At 63.0% G+C, this 18,262-nt stretch carries 18 protein-coding genes; 10 read left to right on the top strand and 8 right to left on the bottom strand.

Going from position 1 to position 18,262, the window contains the following annotated elements:
* The first annotated feature begins 165 nt into the window (after positions 1 to 165).
* Complete coding sequence (locus tag K0F85_RS18830) at positions 166 to 714, top strand: hypothetical protein (protein WP_219117485.1); 549 nt, start codon at positions 166 to 168, stop codon at positions 712 to 714.
* On the opposite strand, the gene K0F85_RS18825 is transcribed toward K0F85_RS18830, so the two are convergent.
* Complete coding sequence (locus K0F85_RS18825) at positions 711 to 1,604, bottom strand: LysR family transcriptional regulator (protein WP_219117484.1); 894 nt, start codon at positions 1,602 to 1,604, stop codon at positions 711 to 713. The two genes, K0F85_RS18830 and K0F85_RS18825, sit on opposite strands and share 4 nt — an antisense overlap.
* A gap of 112 nt (positions 1,605 to 1,716) precedes the next feature.
* Between K0F85_RS18825 and K0F85_RS18820 the strand changes: the two genes are divergently transcribed.
* Positions 1,717 to 2,535 carry a class III extradiol ring-cleavage dioxygenase gene (locus K0F85_RS18820; RefSeq protein WP_219117483.1) on the top strand — a complete coding sequence of 273 codons (819 nt, stop codon included), beginning with the start codon at positions 1,717 to 1,719 and terminating at the stop codon, positions 2,533 to 2,535.
* Between the two features lie 105 nt (positions 2,536 to 2,640).
* Here the strand turns inward: K0F85_RS18820 and ylqF are convergent, their stop codons facing one another.
* Complete coding sequence (ylqF, locus tag K0F85_RS18815) at positions 2,641 to 3,561, bottom strand: ribosome biogenesis GTPase YlqF (RefSeq protein WP_374198743.1); 921 nt, start codon at positions 3,559 to 3,561, stop codon at positions 2,641 to 2,643.
* Positions 3,562 to 3,790: 229 nt separating this feature from the next.
* On the opposite strand from ylqF, the gene K0F85_RS18810 reads away from it, so the two are divergent.
* A complete protein-coding gene (locus K0F85_RS18810) occupies positions 3,791 to 4,588 on the top strand; it encodes a hypothetical protein (protein ID WP_219117481.1) in 798 nt (265 codons plus the stop codon).
* Positions 4,589 to 4,750: 162 nt separating this feature from the next.
* Positions 4,751 to 5,143 carry a hypothetical protein gene (locus K0F85_RS18805; RefSeq protein ID WP_219117480.1) on the top strand — a complete coding sequence of 131 codons (393 nt, stop codon included), beginning with the start codon at positions 4,751 to 4,753 and terminating at the stop codon, positions 5,141 to 5,143.
* 28 nt (positions 5,144 to 5,171) lie between these two features.
* Here K0F85_RS18805 and K0F85_RS18800 read toward each other — a convergent pair whose 3' ends face one another.
* Positions 5,172 to 6,098 (bottom strand): histone deacetylase family protein, encoded by a 927-nt coding sequence (locus tag K0F85_RS18800; protein ID WP_219117479.1) that lies wholly within the window; start codon positions 6,096 to 6,098, stop codon positions 5,172 to 5,174.
* Between the two features lie 229 nt (positions 6,099 to 6,327).
* On the opposite strand from K0F85_RS18800, the gene K0F85_RS28905 reads away from it, so the two are divergent.
* The 4 genes from K0F85_RS28905 to K0F85_RS18780 all read left to right on the top strand — a co-directional run bounded on the left by K0F85_RS28905 (position 6,328) and on the right by K0F85_RS18780 (position 8,794).
* A complete protein-coding gene (locus K0F85_RS28905; RefSeq protein WP_374198742.1) occupies positions 6,328 to 6,624 on the top strand; it encodes an AAA family ATPase in 297 nt (98 codons plus the stop codon).
* On the top strand, positions 6,558 to 6,854 hold the full coding sequence (locus K0F85_RS18790; protein ID WP_219117478.1) for a DUF4129 domain-containing protein: 297 nt from the start codon (positions 6,558 to 6,560) through the stop codon (positions 6,852 to 6,854). The genes K0F85_RS28905 and K0F85_RS18790 overlap by 67 nt, the downstream gene beginning before the upstream one ends.
* Before the next feature lie 8 nt (positions 6,855 to 6,862).
* Positions 6,863 to 8,023 carry a lytic murein transglycosylase B gene (gene mltB / locus K0F85_RS18785; protein WP_257572877.1) on the top strand — a complete coding sequence of 387 codons (1,161 nt, stop codon included), beginning with the start codon at positions 6,863 to 6,865 and terminating at the stop codon, positions 8,021 to 8,023.
* Positions 8,024 to 8,461: 438 nt separating this feature from the next.
* Complete coding sequence (locus tag K0F85_RS18780) at positions 8,462 to 8,794, top strand: hypothetical protein (RefSeq protein ID WP_034751784.1); 333 nt, start codon at positions 8,462 to 8,464, stop codon at positions 8,792 to 8,794.
* A 91-nt stretch (positions 8,795 to 8,885) separates the two neighbouring features.
* Here the strand turns inward: K0F85_RS18780 and cysM are convergent, their stop codons facing one another.
* Complete coding sequence (cysM, locus tag K0F85_RS18775) at positions 8,886 to 9,788, bottom strand: cysteine synthase CysM (RefSeq protein ID WP_219117476.1); 903 nt, start codon at positions 9,786 to 9,788, stop codon at positions 8,886 to 8,888.
* Positions 9,789 to 10,040: 252 nt separating this feature from the next.
* Between cysM and K0F85_RS18770 the strand changes: the two genes are divergently transcribed.
* The gene (locus tag K0F85_RS18770; RefSeq protein ID WP_219117475.1) at positions 10,041 to 11,807 is read left to right on the top strand and encodes an FAD-dependent oxidoreductase; all 1,767 of its coding nucleotides are present in this window, start codon (positions 10,041 to 10,043) and stop codon (positions 11,805 to 11,807) included.
* On the opposite strand, the gene K0F85_RS18765 is transcribed toward K0F85_RS18770, so the two are convergent.
* Positions 11,808 to 13,142, bottom strand: coding sequence for a M28 family metallopeptidase (locus K0F85_RS18765; protein ID WP_257572876.1), 1,335 nt, complete (start codon positions 13,140 to 13,142; stop codon positions 11,808 to 11,810). It lies immediately after the preceding gene.
* Positions 13,143 to 13,358: 216 nt separating this feature from the next.
* Between K0F85_RS18765 and K0F85_RS18760 the strand changes: the two genes are divergently transcribed.
* Positions 13,359 to 14,933 (top strand): phospholipase D family protein, encoded by a 1,575-nt coding sequence (locus tag K0F85_RS18760; protein WP_219117473.1) that lies wholly within the window; start codon positions 13,359 to 13,361, stop codon positions 14,931 to 14,933.
* A gap of 101 nt (positions 14,934 to 15,034) precedes the next feature.
* Here K0F85_RS18760 and K0F85_RS18755 read toward each other — a convergent pair whose 3' ends face one another.
* The 3 genes from K0F85_RS18755 to K0F85_RS18745 all read right to left on the bottom strand — a co-directional run bounded on the left by K0F85_RS18755 (position 15,035) and on the right by K0F85_RS18745 (position 18,236).
* Complete coding sequence (locus K0F85_RS18755; RefSeq protein ID WP_219117472.1) at positions 15,035 to 15,745, bottom strand: helix-hairpin-helix domain-containing protein; 711 nt, start codon at positions 15,743 to 15,745, stop codon at positions 15,035 to 15,037.
* 173 nt (positions 15,746 to 15,918) lie between these two features.
* Positions 15,919 to 16,872, bottom strand: coding sequence for a D-glycero-beta-D-manno-heptose-7-phosphate kinase (gene rfaE1, locus K0F85_RS18750; RefSeq protein WP_219117471.1), 954 nt, complete (start codon positions 16,870 to 16,872; stop codon positions 15,919 to 15,921).
* Complete coding sequence (locus K0F85_RS18745; RefSeq protein WP_219117470.1) at positions 16,869 to 18,236, bottom strand: UDP-glucose/GDP-mannose dehydrogenase family protein; 1,368 nt, start codon at positions 18,234 to 18,236, stop codon at positions 16,869 to 16,871. The genes rfaE1 and K0F85_RS18745 overlap by 4 nt, the downstream gene beginning before the upstream one ends.
* Between the last annotated feature and the right edge of the window lie 26 nt (positions 18,237 to 18,262).

Below are 18,262 nucleotides of genomic sequence, written 5' to 3'. Positions count from 1 at the left end.
GCATGGCGCCGCAAGCACCAGCCCGGTGGCAATTTCCTTCCGCCAATATTTCATTATTAATTTGGCATTTTTATAGGTATATTAAGTAAAGTGCGAAGTGCGCGCGGCCATCCAGGGCGCAGCCGACTGCATCTGAAAGTCAACAAGTCACTGCGGGAGTCACGCATGGAAAGTCGCAGCACAACGCGCCCGGGGCTGCCAAATCCCCGCAGCACGCGCCGCAGCATTGGTTTTTTCCCCATCTCGGGCAAGCTCAAGGCCCTTTGCATTGTCGCCATGCCGCTGGCGCCATCCGCCGACGGCATTGCCCTGGCTTCGCCGCACGCGTCCTCCGTCACCACGCCCAGCGCCAGCAACGCCTGGGGCGGTGCGCGCACGGGCTTGCTGTTCCTGCTGGCCAGCGCCACGCTCGACGCGGGCCGCGCGGCGCTGGCCGTCGACCGTCGCCGCACCTCGGCCATCAAGGCCTGGTGGCGCGGCCTCGGCATGCTGCGCCGGCGTCCGCTGGCCTGCCTGGCCATCTACCTCGTCATCACCTTGCTGGGACTGACCCTGTATGCGCTGCTGGGCGTGGCGCGCCTGAAGCTGGCCGCACCCGGTCCACAGGCCAGCGTGGCCGGCTTGCTGGTGACGCAGTTGGCAGCGCTGGTACTGGCGTGGATGCGCAGCGCGCGCCTGTTCGCGCTGATCGACGTCAAGCGCTCGCTCGGCTAGTCAGCCCCCAGGCGCCCTTCATCAGCCAGGAAGTCGATGAAGGTGCGCACTTTCGACGACAGGTAGCGGCGACTCGTGTAGACGGCATACACCTTGCCGCCCGCCAGCTGGTAGCCGTCGAAGAGGCGCAGCAGCCGCCCCTCCGCCAGGTCGGCATCCGTTTGCCACGACGGCAGCAGGGCGATACCCATGCCATCGAGCGCGGCTGCATGCAGCAGGCTTTCGTTATTGCATTGCAGTACGGGCGAGAACTTCACCGTCTCGCGTCCCTGCGGTCCGTCGAAGGCCAATTCATTACCATTAGATAATAGCGAATAGCTGATCATGGCGTGCCGCGCCAGGTCTTGCGGCAGTTGCGGCTGGCCCGCGCGCGCCAGGTAGGCGGGAGCAGCCACCAGGTGAAAGGCGATGCTGCCGATGGGCCGCGCGATCAGGGTCGGCGATTGGGCCTGGCTCACGCGCAGGGCCAGATCGAAACCCTCTTCCACCAGGTTGACCACGCGCCCGCTCAAGTCGATGTCGAAGGTCACTTCCGGGTAGCGCTCGCGGTAAGCCACCAGGGTGCGCGTAAAAATGGCGTTGGCGAACCAGACGGGCGCACTCAGGCGCAGCATGCCGCGCGGCACCACCGTTGTGCGGCCCACGGTCGCTTCGACCTCCTCCAGATTGTCGAGCATGTCGCGGCACTGTTCAAAATACACTTTGCCGATTTCCGTCAGGCTCAGGTGGCGGCTGCTGCGGTTCAGCAACCGCGCGCCCAGGTGCCGCTCCAGGTGCATCACGTGCTTGCTGACCATGGCCGGCGACAAATCGAGGCGCTCGCTGGCACGCACAAAACTGTCCAGTTCCACCACGGCGCGAAACACGCGCATGCTGCGCAAGGTATCCATGACGGCCCAATCATCAACAAAATGGAAATGATATATCAATAATTGCGATCTTGATCAACTGGCCGCACATCACTATCATCGGTGGCATCAGTCATTCCACCCCGGAGCCGCCATGCAAGAGCACACCTTCCCCACTTACTTCCTGTCGCACGGCGGCGGCCCGTGGCCCTTCATGAAAGACCAGTTCGGTGGCCGCTACGACGTGCTCGAAGCATCGTTGCAGGATATCCCGCGCCAGATCGGCGCGCGCCCGACAGCCGTGCTGGTCGTCACGGCGCATTGGGAAGGGCCGCAGTTTCTCGTCTCGGCCAGCTCCCGGCCGGGCATGATTTATGACTATTCGGGCTTTCCGCCGCATACCTACCAGATCCAGTACCCGGCACCGGGCGCGCCTGCACTGGCGGCGCAGGTCAAGCAACTGCTCGACGCGGCCGGCCATCCGGCGCGCCTGGACCATGAGCGCGGTTTCGACCACGGCACTTTCAGCGCCCTCTTCCCCATTTACCCGCAGGCGGACGTGCCGCTGGTGCAATTGTCGCTGAAACACGGCTACGATCCGCTCACGCACGTCGAAGTGGGCCGCGCGCTGGCCATCCTGCGCCGGCAGGGCGTGCTGATACTGGGCAGCGGCCTGTCCTACCATAACCTGCGCCAGTTCGGCCAGGCGGGCGCCGTCGCCTCGCACCAGTTTGACGCCTGGCTGCGCCAGACCATGGCCTTGCCGCCGCAGCAGCGCCTGCAGCAATTGCTGGCCTGGGACCAGGCACCCGGCGCGCGCCAGGCCCATCCGCAGGAAGACCATTTGCTGCCGCTGATGGTGGCGCTGGGCGCGGCCGAGCAGGAAGCGGCGCAGGTGGTGTACCACGAGGAGGATTTCTTCGGCGCGCTGGCAGTCACCAGCTTCAGGTTTGGGACAGCGGGCGAAAATTAGCAGTCAGCCGGGGTCAGACGGGGACGCCGAGACCCTCAACACCGCTAACGGCTGGCTCGACGCCAACGTCATCGGGAGTCAGTTCAACTAGCGGCTTTTTTTTACTTACGTGCCGCGCTTGCCGCGCGCCGCATTTTTCGCCTTTTCGGCGGCAATCTCCGCCGCCTTGGCCGCTTTTTCCGCCATCTCGGCCGCGTGCTGTGCCAGCAAGGCCGCGCGCGTATCGGGCGTTTCCAGCGAGATGCGTCCGAGGATGCCGCTGCGGTAGTCGAGCAGCAAGGTGTGCGACGCTTTCTCGAAATCGTAGTCGCCGCCCTTGATGCGGAAGCCGCGCTTGGCGGCGATGCCTTCGACCACGCCGATGGCATCGACTTCATCGACCTTGGTGCCGTAGCGGGCCGTCAGCAAGTCCGGATAGCGCTTGAGCAATTCCTCGGCCAGGAAGACGGCCACTTCCTCTTCGATCAGCGCGTTCGAGCCGATGGCGTGGCTGGCCGCCAGCATCAGGCCGTCACTGGGGATGGCAATCTTTGGCCACAGCATGCCGGGCGTGTCGACGAGGATGGTGTTCTTGTCCAGGTACAGCTTTTGCTGCATCTTCGTCACTGCCGGCTCGTCGCCCACCTTGGCCACGCGCTTTTTCAGCAGCGCGTTCATCAGCGTCGACTTGCCCACGTTGGGGATGCCCATGATCATGATGCGCAGCGGCTTGGTCGGCACGCCGCGGTGCGGCGCCAGCGACTTGGCCAGGTCGGGGATGCGCGCCACGTCGCCAGGCTTCTTGGTCGTCATCGCATACGCGGTCACGCCTTCCTGGGCATTGAAATAAGCGACCCAGGCGGCGGTGGCGGCAGGATCGGCCAGGTCGGTCTTGTTGAGGATCTTCAGGCAAGGGCGCTGGCGGAACAGGCGCAGCTCGTCCACCATGGGATTGCAACTGGCTGCCGGCAGGCGCGCGTCCACCACTTCAATCACCAGATCGGTGTTTTCCATGGTCTCGGCCGCTTTCTTGCGGGCCGCGTTCATGTGTCCTGGGTACCATTGTATCGCCATGCTCTTGCTTTCAAAATCGTTCGGTCAATCCGCTATTTTACGTGGTTGCCGCCACGACGTCGCATTTTCCACCACCAGCGCCAGCCGTGCGACGCGAACGAGACAATTGGTGATAATTTGGCAGTTACTTGAATGATAATATCCGCAGTCCGTCCAGCCTGGCCGGTTTCTCCCATTGCACGCTCAACCTGGCACGCACTCCATGCAACGTCCCCGCTACCTCCTCCCCGCCCTTCTTTGCGCCTGCCTGTCGCCCGCCATGGCCCAGGAACAGCCGGCGGTGCCCGGCGATGCGGCCAGTGTGGAAATGCAGCAGATTGTCGACGTGCAAGGCACGCGCGATCCCGACCTGCGCCCCTACCGCACCATGCTCAAGGGACTCGACGCCTATGCCGACCACCGGCGCCTGGCGCCGGACGCGCCGCTACGCTTCATGCTGATCCCCGCCACGCCCCAGGCCAGGCTCGATGGCGTGACCCTGCACCTGTCGGCCGACAACCTGTCGATCCCTGTGCCACTGTCGGCGGACGGCGGCTTCACCTTGACACGCGACAAGACTGCCTACGATGCGAATGCCGACCTGGTCAGCAACAAGAAGCGCGACACCTTGCGCTGGCGCGCCGACATCCACACACCGGGCCTGCCCGAAAATATGCGCCGCCTGGGCGACTTGCGCCTGGAATGCGAAATCCGCTGGGCCGTCGAGCAGGATGACCTGCCCTTTGTCCGGCGCAACGTGTTCCGCCTGGCGGGCGGGCCATGCCACTCGTCGTTGATATACGTGCCGTTTCCCGTGGCGCGCAAGCTGCTTGCCGTGCAGGCGCGCTCGGGCGAGCGCATCCTGGACATCCGCGTCACGCAAGACCGGCAACGCTACGTGCCGCCCTTGCATGACGTGAGCTGGGACGACAATACCCTGCTGACCCTGACCTACGCCGACGATGAAAAAATGGCCGAAGCCGCCCCCGCAGCGCCCTTGCCGGCAGCACAGCGCCCGTAAGGCGGGCGTGGGCAGCCATGTGAAATATTTCTATATGGATTTTTATATTTACTGAAAGAAACAAAAAAGTATGCTCTAATATCGCCTCTTAAATGAAAAGCAATTATTTCCAGGCTGGCTACAGCCACGCGCAGGGAGATAAGCAATGGGGAAATCGGCGATATGATGATGAAACACACTGGCAAGGCGCCGGCGGCACACGCGCAATGCGAACGCGGCAGCCCGCGCCCGGCCAAGGCGACGCCCAAGCGCGTGCCGGGCAATGGCAGCCTGTTGCAGTGGAAGAAGCAATGCCGGCAGTTGCAGGGGCAAGTGGTGCAACTGGAAGAGCGCCTGAAACGCCAGAGCGCCGACAGCTATGGCTTGCAAATGCTGTATGACCAATTGGTCAATGAAATCAAGCACCACCGCGACATGTTGCAGCTCGACAGCTTTGACGCGGATAAATCATCGCTCGTCTACACACAAGCCTGGCGCCGCTTCATGGCCGGCGACGCGCTCGATTACCAGACCCACCGCCACACGAATTCCCGCAGCCGTCCCAGCCTGCTGTAGTTACAGCTCAACCATTACAGCGCAACCATTACAGCTCCGCCAGCGCCTTCACGTGCGCGGCCACGCTGCGGCCCAGGGACGACAGATTGTAGCCCCCTTCGAGACAGCTGACGATGCGGCCCTGGCCGTACTGGCTGGCCACGGCCATCATCTGCTGTGTCATCCACGTGTAATCGGCCTCCACCAGGCCCATGCCGCCCACGTCGTCTTCGCGGTGGGCATCGAAACCGGCGGAAATGAAAATCATCTGCGGCTGCTGGCGATGCAGCGCGGGCAACCAGTGATCGAGCACCAACTGGCGCACGACATCGCCTTTCGAACGGGCCGGCACGGGCACGTTAACGCGCGTGTCCGTATACGATTCCACGTCGCTGTACGGATAAAACGGGTGCTGGAAAAAGCTGACCATCAGGATGCGCGGATCGTGCGCCACGGATTCGGCCGTGCCATTGCCATGGTGCACGTCAAAGTCGACGATGGCGACTCTTTCGAGCCCGCGCACGTCGAGTGCATGCTTGGCCGCGATGGCGATATTGTTGAACAGGCAAAAACCCATGGGCTCGCTGGGCCGCGCATGGTGGCCGGGCGGGCGGATCGCGCAAAAGGCATTGCTGATCTCGCCATCGATGACGGCGTCCGTAGCTGCCACGGCCGAGCCAGCGGCGGCCAGCGCCGCCTCGTAGCTGTGCGCGTTGAGCAAGGTGTCGCCGTCGAGCGGATAGTAATCGCCCGCCGGCGGTACGTTGTCGCGCACCAGGCCGATGGCCGTGGCGCTGTGGTTGCGCTCGATATCGGACAATTGCGCGCGCACGCCGTCGCGATGCTCGACCAGGTCGCTGATGTGCGCGAGGATCAATTGATCGTTGATGGCCTGCAAGCGGGCCGGCGATTCAGGATGCCAGTCGCCCATTTCATGGCGCTGGCAATCGGGATGGGTATAAATGGCTGTGCTCATGCGCTGTACTGGTGACCTCTGTCTCTGCTCTCTATCCATACCGGAAACGCGCGCCGGAACACTGCAGAGCATTCCTGCCTGCCTGGCGCGTTCCCGCATAAAATCACGGGCTGGTCTGTGCCGCCCTTGCCGCCTTTGCTGTCACGCTAATCTACCACGAGCGCGCAGGTGGTGGGCGGCGCGGCTTGACCTGGCCAAAGCGATTGTAAATTAAATAATCCGTCTTACCGTGATAGAAATAGCATGTTTTCGAAAATTCACCAGGCCGCGCAGCAAATCGGCGAAGTTCTCGTCGGCAAACACTTGCATAGCCGCCAGACCCTCGCCTGCGTACTGGCGGGACGAGCACCTGCTGGCCGACGCGATCAACGGCGCCGCGCCGAAGACGCCATCGGGCTTGCTCGCAGCGATGGAAGAGCGGCAAGTGACGCTCGATGGAAGAGCGGCAAGTGACGCTCGATGGCGTCACGCGCGTGCTGGCGCTGCTGGCGTCAGGCCCGGCATGGCAATCCGCTCGACGCACTGAACGCGCAGTTTTGCCGCCAGCAGTTGCGGCGCGGCTACAGCCGTGCGCCGCATGCAAGCCCGCAAGGTTATGCTGCGCGGCTGGCCGCAGGCCAGGCCACGCCAGAGCCGCACGCCGCCAGCGCACAGTTTCTGGCAATCTATGCCGCGATGCAGTATGGTAACGCCAACCCAGATGAACAACTCCGCGCGCGGCGCAGCTTGCGCCGCCTGTTAACCCAATGCCGATGAGACGCTCCTTGCTACCGATCAAAACCTCCGCCCTGTCCCTGCTGCTCTCCCTTCCCCTGTACCTGTCCGCCGCGCACGCTGGCGAAAACAGCCATATTTCCGCTGCCGACCGCGCCCGTGCCATACGCGCGGCCAAGGCCCAGCCCGTCAAGAAGGTCGCCGGCAAGCCGACTGCGAAGAAAGCACCGGCGAAATTCGACTTTGAAGGCGAATTTGTCGACTATGCCAACTGGAAAGAAGTTCGCGCCTTTCTCGACGACATGTCGGCCAAACATGGCTTTGATCGCGCCGAGCTCGATACCCTGATCGGCAAGGTGCGCTATGTCGAGTCGACCGTGCAGCTGATGAAACCGGCCCCGCCCGGCAAGCCGAAGAACTGGCAAGCCTACAGCGCCCGCTTCATCGAACCCGTGCGTATCAACGCGGGCGTGAAATTCTGGGAAGAGAACGCGCAAGCGCTGGCGCGCGCCGAGCGGGAATATGGCGTGCCGGCCGAGATCATCGTCGGCATCATCGGCGTGGAAACCGTGTACGGACGCAACACGGGGCGCTTCCGCGTGCTCGACGCGCTGACCACCCTGGCGTTTTCCTATCCGGAAAGCCCGACCCGCGCCGCGCGCATGGAGTTTTTCAAGGGAGAACTGGAAAACGCGCTGCTGTACGCGCGCAAGGATGGCATCGATCCATTGACCTTGCTCGGCTCGTATGCGGGCGCCATCGGCCTGCCCCAATTCATGCCTAGCAGCATCATGAACTATGCAGTGGACTTCGATGGCGATAGTCACATCGACCTGCGCAATTCCACGGCCGACGCCATCGGCAGCGTCGCGCATTTCCTCGTCGAACACGGCTGGCGGCGCGATGACCCGGCCATCAGCACGTACCCCGTCACTGTTTCGGCCAGCCGCGCCTGGGAAAAATTCATCGGCCAGGGCTTGCAGGCCAAGTACCGGCTGGGGGAATTGCAGGAGGCCGGCGTGAGTACCGTCTCGGCCACACCCCAGAATATGTTGTTCGGCTTGATCGACCTGCAAAATGGTTCAGAAGCAACTGAGTATCACTTGGCAACCAATAACTTCTTTGCTATAACTCAGTACAACAGAAGTTATTTTTATGCCATGTCAGTCATTGATCTGGGCAAGGCCATCAGTCAAGTTCGCGCACGCTAACCGAAAGTCAGTGTAAAGTTATAATATTACTTGTAAGAAAGCGTAAGCGATGTTGAAGCGACCAGAAAAGACGTCTATGGTAGAGCCGATAACATGTGCCAGCCTTGCTCGCCAGCCTTTGTGCGGCACGGAATGCAGAAATGGTTTTATACTTAACTTTTGTCAAAGTACAATTTTTGTTCTATCATAGAGCATAATAAAGAATAAATAGGTGTTGCAGCTAGACAACACCGTTTTTGTGCAAAGCAAGATTTTCAGGCTTTCCCGCTTGAAACTGAATCCTGCTGTACAATTGTGTATATATCATGAAAAACTGTATCCCGGATCGTACCGTGTGTGAATTCGTTCCTTTTAGTAAAGAATGAACATGAACGCAGCAAGAGCGAGCTCCGAGTGTTTTTTACTTTGCAGTGCAACTACAGAAGGAACAATAACATCATGACAAACCAAGTCGGCATTGATATGAACAGCGATTCGGACTCCGACGATCTGCTCCAGTACAACCCAAACAGATTGCTCGATACCCTGATCGAAAACCTGCGCCTGAAGAACGACGCAGCCCTGTCCCGCGCGCTGGAAGTAGCGCCACCGGTCATCAGCAAAATCCGCCACCACCGCCTGCCGGTCGGCGCATCGCTGCTGATCCGCATGCACGAAGTGAGCGATCTGAGCATCCGCGATCTGCGTTACCTGATGGGTGACCGCCGCAACAAATTCCGCATCAGCGACAAGCAATTCAAACCAAAAGAAGGCGAAACGCCACAAGGCTGATCCTGCCAGTTTCGCAGGTTTTCCCTCCCCGCCGTGGGGAGGGGGTAATTTTCAGGCCGTTCTGGCCGACATTCTTTTCCCGTATCAACAATCAAGCAGGAAACACGCCGGTCGAGAGATAGCGGTCGCCACGGTCGCAGACGACAAACACGATGGTCGCGTTTTCCACCGTTTGCGAGATGCGCAGCGCGATTTCGCAGGCGCCGGCTGCCGAAATACCGCAAAACAAGCCCTCTTCCGCCGCTAGGCTGCGGGCCATGCGCTCGGCCACGCCCTGGCTCACGTATTCCACCTGATCCACGCGCGACTTGTCGTATATTTTCGGCAGGTACGCTTCCGGCCATTTGCGGATGCCGGGAATCTGCGAACCGTCCTCGGGCTGCGCGCCGATGATCTGGATGGCGCGATTTTGCTCTTTCAAATAACGCGACACGCCCATGATGGTGCCCGTGGTGCCCATGGCGCTGACGAAATGCGTGACCCGGCCTTCCGTGTCGCGCCAGATTTCCGGCCCCGTCGTTTCATAGTGGGCACGCGAATTGTCTTCGTTGCCAAACTGGTCGAGGATGATGCCACGGCCATCCTTCTGCATCTGCTCGGCCAGGTCGCGTGCATATTCCATGCCGCCCGTCTTTGGCGTGAGCAGGATATCGGCGCCGTAGGCGGCCATGCTTTGGCGGCGTTCCACGCTGAGATTGTCTGGCATCAAGAGCAGCATCTTGTAGCCGCGCAAGGCGGCGGCCATGGCCAGCGCGATGCCCGTATTGCCGCTGGTCGCCTCGATCAGGGTATCGCCTGGCTTGATGACGCCGCGCTCCTCGGCGCGCTTGAGCATGGACATGGCGGCGCGGTCCTTCACGGAGCCGGCTGGATTATTACCCTCCAGCTTGCCCAGGATGACGTTGTTGCGCGCAAGCGCATCGGCACCCGGCAAGCGCGTCAGCTGCACCAGCGGGGTATTGCCTATCGTATCTTCAAGTGTCTTGTAAGCCATCGTGTCTGTTTGAGTAGATTCAACAAAGACCCATTCTAATATGAGATGCTGGCCGGCGTATCGCTGATCGGCGGCGGTATCCGGGACCGCATGCGCGTCCGGCTGCGCCGCCACTGACCGCATTGCGCCTGCCGCACTGCCATTTCCGGGCGTGCGCAAGGGGTATTGCGGCAGGCGCGCGCCGCATGCGCTAGACTCGTCACTGTTAGTTATTTTTGTTATTTGCTTATTCAGCCTCCAAACGGACTCGCCATGGCCAGCAGCACCCCCGAATTCATTCCCGAAACGACGCAGGACGATCCCGTCCAATTTAGCACGCTCGACTTGCAGGGCCGCAGCCACCAGATATCGCCCGTCTTCCATGCGCTCGAACTGCAGCGCTTGCAGCGCTATGGCACGCTGCAGCGCTTTGCCGATGGCGCTACGCTATTCGAGGCGGGCAGCAGCAGCTTCGGCATGCTGGTGATACTGTCCGGGCGGGTCAGCATCAAACGCCACGAAGTGCTGGGGCAGGCGTCGCAGCTGCGCGAAGTGGGCGTTGGCCACTTCATTGCCGAAGTGGCGCAATTGTCAGGCCGCCCCACTCTCGTCAACGGTAGCGCCGTGGGCGCGGTGGAAGTGCTCGACATCAGCTCGGAATCCCTGCGCGCGCTGATCGTGGCCGAGGCGGAGATGGGCGAACGCATCGTGCGCGCCCTGATCCTGCGCCGCGTGGCGCTGATCGAAGCCAATTCAGGCGGCCCCGTGCTGGTGGGACCGCGCGGCAATGGCAATCTGTTCCACCTGCAAAGCTTTTTATCGAGCAATGGCCATCCGCACACGGTGCTCGATCCGGCCACCGATGCGGCTGCCGCCGCGCTGGCCGAGCGTTACCAGAGCACGCCGCAGGATTGGCCCCTGGTGGTCTGTCCGGACGGCAAGATCATGAAAAATCCCGGCAATGCGGAACTGGGACGCTGCCTGGGCATGCTTCCCGATTTGTCCGGCGACAAGATTTTTGACGTACTGGTGGTAGGTGCCGGTCCCGCAGGCCTGGCCACGGCCGTGTATGCTGCCTCGGAAGGTTTATCGGTGTTGGCCCTGGAACAGCGTGCGTATGGCGGTCAGGCGGGCGCCAGCGCGCGCATCGAAAATTACCTGGGCTTTCCCACCGGTATTTCCGGCCGCGCACTGGCGGGACGCGCCTATGTGCAGGCGCAAAAATTCGGCGTCGAAATCGCCACCCCGGCCAGTGCCGCCAAGCTGCTGTGCGACAGCTGGCCGCTGCGCGTCACTCTGTGCGACGGCACGCAGGTGCGCGCCCGCACGGTGGTGCTGTCGTGCGGCGCGCGCTACCGCCGCCCCTCGCTGGCGAACCTGAAAACGTATGAGGGACGGGGCGTGTATTACTGGGCCTCGCCCATCGAAGCCAAGCTGTGCCGGCAGGAAGAAATCATCCTGGTCGGCGGCGGCAATTCGGCCGGCCAGGCGGCCGTGTTTCTCTCCGGCCACGCCGCCAGGGTCCACATGGTGATCCGCGGCGCAGGGCTGGCGGCCAGCATGTCGAGCTATCTGATCGAGCGCATCGCCGCCACGCCCAACATCACCCTGCACACGCAGACGGAAATCATCGCCCTCGAAGGCGACGACGATGGCTTGACGGAGGTGCGCTGGCGCAACAACCAGACGGGCGAAGAGTGCGATTGCGCCGTGCGGCGCGTGTTTCTCTTCGTCGGCGCCGATCCGAACACGGACTGGCTGCAAGACTGCGCCGTGGCCGTCGACGAACAGGGTTTCATCCGCACGGGCTTCGATGTCACGCGCGCCGAATGCCGCGCCCAGGGCCATGCCGCGCATTTACCCTACCCGCCACCGGACTTGCCCGACCGGGCCGCGCTGGAAACGAGCGTGCCGGGCGTCTTTGCCATCGGCGACGTGCGGGCCGGCTCCACCAAACGCGTGGCCGCCGCCGTGGGCGAAGGCGCGGCGGTCGTTGCGCAGATTCACGGCTTTCTTGCGCGCCTGCCAGTCGCTTCCTGATTAGCGCAAGGGCATGGGGTAGCTTGCCACGCTGATATTGCCGTCGCGATCGATGGCCTGGACGCCAAAGAAATAGTTGTCTTTAGATAGCTTGACCTTGGCCTCTGTGACATTGCCCACGTCCTGTGCGCCCTGCCACTGCTCGGCCGTCGTGGCGCGCCACACGATGCGGTAGCCGGCCAGGTCCGGTTCCGTATTCGGCTGCCATACCAGTGTGGTGGCGTTTTCCAGCTGGGCCGTGCGCACCTGCACGCCGGCGGGCGCGGCCGGCGCCAGGGCCAGCGACGCGAGTGCCGCCGCATTCACGCGGGCCACTTGCGCCACATAGTTGTAATCGACGAAGTGCGGCAGGTCGCCATACTGCACGCCGTTCTCCACGCGCACATCCTGATGCTGGTGGGCAAAATCCTCGTGCGGTTCCGTGAAGCGCAGCGCAGCGTAACCTTGCGCGAGGAAGGGCATATGATCGCCGCCGCGCAGGTAGCGGTCGGCGCGCTGGATGACGTTGACGGTAAATCCGGGCACATAGCGCTCGCCCACCTGTTTCACATGGCGCGCCAGCTGGCGCGAGATGGAATCATTTTCGCCACCCGTCGCCACCAGGGCGCGCACGCCGTCGCTCATCTCCTTCACGGCTGGTATGCCCTCGGCAAACAGGCGCACCTGGCCAGCATCAATGGTGCCGTCTTCGGCGCGCGAACTGCCGATGATGTCGTTATTGAGCATGCCGGCGATGTTGAGCTTGTTCAACTTCGCCTGTTGCGCCCAATGGCCGGAACCCAACAAGCCCTGTTCCTCGGCCGCCACGGCCATGAAGACGAGCGTGGAGTCGAACTGGTAGCGCGCCATCACGCAAGCCATCTCGATCACGGCCGCCGTGCCCGACGCATCGTCGTTGGCGCCGGGCGCGTCACCCTGCGCATCCATTACGTCGGTGGCGCGCGAGTCATAGTGGCCGCTGACGACATACATGCGCCCGGCCGACTGCGGCTGGCTGCCGGGCAGGGTTGCCACCACGTTGACGATTTCCGTTGGCCGCGCAATGCGTTTCGAGACGGGTGCGATATGGCTGTCGAACGCCACCTGCAGCCGTCCGCCCGCCTGTGCGCCACAGCGCTCCAGTTCCGCCTTGATCCAGCGCCGCGCCGCACCGATGCCGCGCGTATCGGACACGGTATCGGACATCGTGTGGCGCGTCTGGAAGCCCACCAGCTTGCGCACATGCGCCTCGATGCGCTGCGGCGAAATGTCGGCCACCACCTGCCGTATCTGCTGCTGTGCCGGTTCGGCGCCTGGCGCCGCAGCCACGCCCGCCGACAGCATTGCTGCCGTCATTGCCATCAAAATTCTTACCATGCGCGCCTCCCCCGACGATTGTTTGAGCTGCTCATTCTCGCATTTTTGACGCCAGGCAAGGATGTTTCCAGATGAAAATCGTGCATTATAGAAACTGCTACAATCGGCCACTTCCCGTTCCGCTTACGAAAGACCCCGCATGCGCCAGCCCATCCGCCACCCAGCACGCCGCAACACGCGGACGGTCCGCTGACGGTGCGCCGCCTGCTCGTCAAAGTGCTGCTGCTGGCCACATTGTTTGGCATGCTCAGCATCGCCGCCCTGTACAGCTACGGGCGCTTCGCCGATCGCTCGCTGGGAGAAGCAGGCACGGCCTTGCCCGTGACTGTCGGCGCCACCCGGCTCGACCGCGTGCTGGCGCCGCAACTGGCGCAACGTCCGGGCCACAGCGGCACGGCGCTGATCGACGACAATCTGGAGGCCTTCGCCTTGCGTGCCCTGAGCGCGCGCGAAGCGGGCCGCAGCCTCGACCTGCAGTACTACATCTGGCAAAACGACGTGACGGGCCGCCTGCTGGTGCGCGAACTGCTGCGCGCGGCCGACCGCGGCGTGCGCGTGCGCGTGTTGCTCGACGATATCAACGCGCGCGGCCAGGACGCCGCCATCCTCGCGCTCGACAGCCACCCGCTGATCGAGGTGCGCATCTTCAATCCAGGCCGCAACCGCGATGGCATCTGGTTGCGCGCCGTGGAAATGGCATTGCGCGCCGTCAGCCTGAACCGGCGCATGCACAACAAGGCCTGGATCGTCGACGGCAGGGTCGCCCTCGTCGGCGGGCGCAATATCGGCGACGAATATTTTGATGCCTCCCAGCAAGTCAATTTCCAGGATGCCGACCTGCTGCTGGTGGGGCCTGCCGTGCAGCAGACGAGCGACATCTTCGACCGTTTCTGGAACAGCCGCGCCGTCATTCCCATTCACGCCTTGCACACTGGCAAGGATGCGGGCGCGCCGGAACTGCAGGCTGTGCGCGCCCGCCTCGACGCGCTCACGGGCGAAGTGGGCGCTTCGCCCTACCTCCGACAGCTGAGCGATGCGGACCAGTTGCAGGCGCATCTCGATGGCCGCCTGCGCCTGCACTGGAGCACGCAAGTGCACGTGCTGTCGGACCCGCCGGAAAAAGCCGCGCCCGTGGCCAGTTTGCAGCGCAGCGAGCACTGGCTCATGCACAGCTTGCTGCCCCTGCTGTCGGACGCGCGCGAGGAAGCTCTGCTGACCTCGCCATACTTCGTGCCCGGCACAGCGCTGACGCAAGCCCTGGCCGACAAGGTCGCCGCCGGCGTCAAGGTGCAGGTGCTGACCAACTCGCTGGCCGCCACCGACGTGGCCCTCGTGCATGCGGGCTATGCGCGCTACCGCCAGGCGCTGCTGGATGGCGGTATCGCGCTGTTTGAATTGAAGACCCTGCACCGCAGGCGCATCAGCCTGATGGGGTCGAGCCGTGCCAGCCTGCATACCAAGGCCGTCGTAGTCGATGGCCAGCGTGGCTTCGTCGGCTCCTTCAACCTCGATCCCCGCTCGGCCCAGCTGAATACGGAGATGGGCGTACTGTTCAACGATGCCGCGCTGGCAGCCGACATGCGCGCGCTGTTCCTGCACTCGACGGCTAGCGACACCAGCTACCGCTTGCTCCTCGACAACGGCGCCATGCGTTGGTCCGACGCCACCGAAGAGCCCGCCAAGGTATGGACACACGATCCCGAAGCGGGCTTCTGGCGCCGCATGCTGGTGTCCGTGATGCGCTGGCTGCCGATCGAATCGCAGCTGTAAGCTGACGGCGCATAAAAAAAACCCCGCGCGGCCGGTACCACGCGGGGTTCTCTTCTCGTGCTGCGCGGCACCACCACGCAACACGCTTCACAGCAACACGCTTACTTTTTCTCGGCTTCGGCCTTCTTCGCATCGGCGGCAGCCAGCTTGGCTTCCTTCTTCGCCGCTGCCTCCGCAGCCTTGGCCTCTTTCTTGGCGGCCGTTGCCGCCTTCTTCGCGGCAGCGGCTTCCTTCTTCGTTTCGGCGGCCGTTTTCACGGGGGCGGCATCGGCTGCTGCTGCAACGGGCGCAGGCGCTGCTGCAGGCATCGCCTTGGCGGCGGCAGCTTCTTTTTTCGCTGCAGCGGCAGCGGCCTTGGCTTCTTTCTTCGCGGCAGCAGCCTCTTTCTTCGTTTCAGCGGCTGTCTTGGCTGGCGCCGCAGCGGTGTCGGTCACAGCAGCTGGCTTCGGTGCGGCTTCTTTCGCTGCAACTTCCTTCACAGCAGCGTCCTTTTTTGCCGGCATAGCTTTCGCCGCCGGAGCGGGCGCCGCCGGAGCGCCGGACTTGGCCTGGCCATTCACCTGCAAACCCGCTTCCGACAGCTTCATGGAACTTTTCGGACCGATGCCCTTTACGCGGGTTTCGAAATCGGCCCAATCCTTGAAGGCGCCGCCCTTGGCGCGCTCATCGACGATGGCTTTCGAGGTGACGGGGCCGATGCCCTTGACGCTGTCGAGTGCCGCCTGGTCCGCCTTGTTGACATCGACCTGGGCAAAGGCAAAGCCCATCGTCGCGATCAGGGTGGCGATGGCCAGCAGTATTTTTTTGAACATGGGTATCTCTCCGTGAGGTGGTTTCAAGATGACTCGAACGCAAGGGAGGAACAGCGCCTTAACGCCTTTAACGGCTGTGGCGTGATACGGTTGACAAGACAGGACGGCTGATGGAGGGGAAAACCTGCGCCAGATCAAACGATGCGGCGCAGGTAGAAGGGGAATGCAGGGGATTATTGCGGGAACAGCTCGTCGCGGGTAACGGTGGCCGTACCCAGCTTGCCGACGACGATGCCGCCGGCGCGGTTGGCCGTGCGCACGGCGTCGCCCAGGGCCATGCCGGTGCCCAGCATGGCCGCCATGGTGGCGATCACCGTGTCGCCGGCACCCGAGACGTCGAACACTTCGCGCGCATCGGTGGGCATGTGCAGCACCTCGTCGGCCGTGTACAAGCTCATGCCTTCTTCGGAACGGGTCAGCAGCAAGGCGTCCAGGCCCAGTTGCGCGCGCATCTGCTGCGCGCGTTCCGTCAATTGCTCTTCCGTATTCCAGCTGCCGATTACGCGGCGCAATTCCGACTTGTTCGGAGTGAGCACTGACGCTCCCGCATAGCGGCTGAAATCATCGCCCTTCGGGTCGACCATGACGATCTTGCCGGCACTTCTCGCCGCCTTGATCATCTCGGCCACATTCACCAGGCTGCCCTTGGCGTAGTCCGACAGGATCACCACATCGTAATGCGGCAGCAGCGCATTGAATTGCTTGAGCTTATCGCGCAGCACCGTATCGCTGGGTGCATCCTCGAAGTCGATGCGCAGCATCTGTTGCTGGCGGCCGATCACGCGCAGCTTGATGATGGTGGAAATGGCCGCGTCGCGCTGCAGATAGCTGTGGATGCCGCCGCCCTCGAGCAGGCGCTCGACCTGGCTGCCGGCCTCATCGTCGCCGACCACGCCCAGCAAGCTCGTCTTCGCTCCCAGCGCGGCCGCATTGCGCGCCACGTTGGCAGCGCCGCCCAGGCGCTCCTCGCGCTTCTCGATACGCACGATGGGCACGGGCGCTTCCGGCGAAATACGGCTGACGTCGCCGAACCAGTAGCGGTCCAGCATGACATCGCCCACCACCAGCAGGCGTACCTGGGCCAAGGCGACCGGCGCCGTCAAGGCGACCACCTCGTGGGCGCTCATGCGCGCGTCAGGATCGAGCGACCGATCCCGTGGTATTCAATGCCATTCTCGGCCATGACGGCCGGCTCGAACAGGTTGCGGCCATCAAAGATCACGGCCTGCTTCAGGCGCGCCTTGACCTGCTCGAAGTCGGGGCTGCGGAAGGCTTTCCATTCGGTCACGATGACCAGCGCATCGGCCTCCAGCAGCGCATCCTTCGGGCTGTCGGCAAAGCGCACCTTCGCCAGTTGCTCAGGCGTCAAGTCCAGTTGCAGCACCCGCTTTGCCTCGGCCATGGCGACGGGATCGTAGACGGCTACCGTGGCGCCGCGACCGAGCAAGTCGGCCAGCAGGACGCGGGCAGACGCTTCGCGCATGTCATCCGTATTCGGCTTGAAAGCCAGGCCCCACACGGCAAAATGCCGGCCCGTCAGATCTTCGCCGAAGCGAGTGACCACTTTGCGTCCCAGCACCTGCTTCTGCTGGTCGTTGACGGCTTCGACGGCACGCAGGATGAGCAATTCCTGGCCATATCCGCGCGCCGTGCGCTCGAGCGCCTGCACGTCTTTCGGGAAGCAGGAACCACCATAACCGCAACCGGCGTACAGGAAGCTGTGGCCGATGCGCGGGTCGGAACCGATGCCGTGGCGCACGGCCTCGATATCGACGCCCACCTTGTCGGCCAGGTTCGCCAGCTCATTCATGAAAGAGATGCGCGTGGCCAGCATGGCGTTGGCCGCATACTTCGTGAATTCGGCCGAACGCACATCCATCCAGTAGGTGCGCTCGTGGTTGCGGTTGAACGGCGCGTACAAGCTTTTCAGCAATTCGCGCGCACGCTCGCCGTCCTGCGTGGCATCGACGCCGATAACGATGCGGTCGGGGCGCATGAAGTCTTCGACGGCCGCGCCTTCCTTGAGGAATTCCGGGTTCGACGCAACCGAAAACGTGGCAGCCACGCCGCGCGCGTCCAGTTCGCCCTGGATGGCGGCGCGCACTTTTTCAGCCGTGCCGACAGGCACGGTCGACTTGTCGACGATGACCTTGAACTCCGTCATGTACTTGCCGATGCCGCGCGCGGCGGCCAGCACGTATTGCAGGTCGGCCGAGCCATCTTCATCGGGCGGCGTGCCGACGGCAATGAATTGCATCACACCGTGCGCGGCGGCGGCCTCGACGTCGGTGGAAAAGGTCATGCGTCCGGCGGCGCGGTTGCGCGCCACGACTTCTTCCAGGCCGGGCTCATGGATGGGAATGCCGCCGCTGTTGAGCAAGGCGACCTTCTGTGCGTCCAGGTCGAGGCAAAAAACGTCGTTGCCCAGTTCCGCCAGGCAGGCGCCGGTCACGAGGCCCACATAGCCCGTGCCGATAATGGTGATTTTCATGGTTATGCCGTATTTGTTATTTGTGA

The organism is Janthinobacterium sp. UMAB-56, assembly GCF_900095265.1.
Classification (GTDB): domain Bacteria; phylum Pseudomonadota; class Gammaproteobacteria; order Burkholderiales; family Burkholderiaceae_D; genus Janthinobacterium.
The sequence above is the reverse complement of the archived record's forward strand: the minus strand, read 5'-3'. Positions and strand labels throughout refer to the sequence as shown.